Annotated in this window: 1 protein-coding gene; it reads right to left on the reverse strand. The window is 61.1% G+C overall.

Annotation, left to right across the window (positions count from 1 at the left end; genetic code table 11):
* Positions 1-39: 39 nt before the first annotated feature.
* A protein-coding gene (locus LWH48_RS18065; RefSeq protein WP_232913669.1) for an IS3 family transposase occupies positions 40-1271 on the reverse strand; the annotation gives its coding sequence in 2 pieces (ribosomal slippage) (positions 40-978 and positions 981-1271; 1230 coding nt in all).
* Between the last annotated feature and the right edge of the window lie 67 nt (positions 1272-1338).

Consider the following 1338-nt stretch of genomic DNA (forward strand, 5'->3'; position numbering starts at 1 on the left):
TAAAGTGGACCCCATCGTCAAGACAGAAAACGTCCCGATTTAAGTTATCGTCTCGGCCTTGGCTGCAGCTGCACAGCGCTGCCCTGTGTCATGGTCCTGAGCGGTGTCACGTTGATGACCAAAGTGATCGGGAATGGCGGCACCGCCGCCAGTCCCCAACGCATACACGGTGTCCGGGGTCTGGTTCTCCAGCGACTGGTGAGGCCGCTGGGCGTTGTAGAACGAGAAGTACGCGGATAGGCCGAGGGTCAGCTCTCCCAAGCTCGCATAGCCCTTCACATACACGTCCTCGTACTTGACCGTCCGCCATAGCCGCTCGACGAAGATGTTGTCGAACGCGCGCCCACGGCCGTCCATGCTGATGGCGACGCCGGCTTGCTTGAGCACCCCCGTGAAGGCCTGGCTCGTGAACTGCGAGCCTTGGTCACTGTTGAAGATCTCCGGCGTGCCATGTAGCCGCAGGGCGCTTTCCAAGGCGTCGACGCAGAAGGACGCCTCCATGGTATTGCTCACCCGCCAGCTGAGCACCTTGCGGCTATACCAGTCGATGATGGCGACCAGGTACACGAAGCCGCGCGCCACCCGAATGTACGTCACATCGGTACTCCACACCTGATTGGGGCGTGTGATCGACACGCCGCGCAGCAGGTACGGGTAGACCTTGTGCTCAGGATGCGGCCGGCTGGTCATGGGGCCCGGCGCCATACCTGCCAACCCCATGCCGCGCATCAGCCGCTGCACGCGCTTGCGATTGACGCGAAAGCCAGGGCGACCGAGTTCCACGACCATCCGGCGGCTACCGTAGAACGGCCATTGCGTGTAGATCTCATCGATCGCATGGCAGAGTTCGACATCCTGCTCGGAAGGCTCCGTTGGCTGCCGTTGAGCGTAAACGGTGGACCTGGCGACCCCTGCCAGGGCGCACTGGCGGAGCAGCGGCACTCGGTCGGCCGCGTCGATCCAGCCGCGGCGGATCATGGCAGGTTGATTCCGGATTTTTTTTTCAGCCAGTCGAGCTCCATCTTCAGACGGCCGATTTCCCCGTAGAGCTTCTCGTCTGACTGGTACTCGGGCTTTGGCTTTGGCCCGCGCTTCTTGTCGAACAAGGAGGCGGAGTCCGCCAGGAGGGCCTTCTTCCACTGACCGACCTGCACAGGGTGGACACCGAATTCCTGAGCGATTTCGTTCGCCGTCTTCAGGCCACGGACAGCCTCCAGGGCGACCTTGGCCTTCAGCTCCGGTGAGTGGGTGTTACGTTTCTGTTTCGACATCTCTGGTCCCTTCGAAATCGGCCTCGGCATATCTTAAACCAGTGTCTTGATTTCAGGGTCCACTATA

Source organism: Halomonas sp. G15, from assembly GCF_021282295.1.
Taxonomy (GTDB): Bacteria; Pseudomonadota; Gammaproteobacteria; order Pseudomonadales; family Halomonadaceae; genus Halomonas; species Halomonas alimentaria.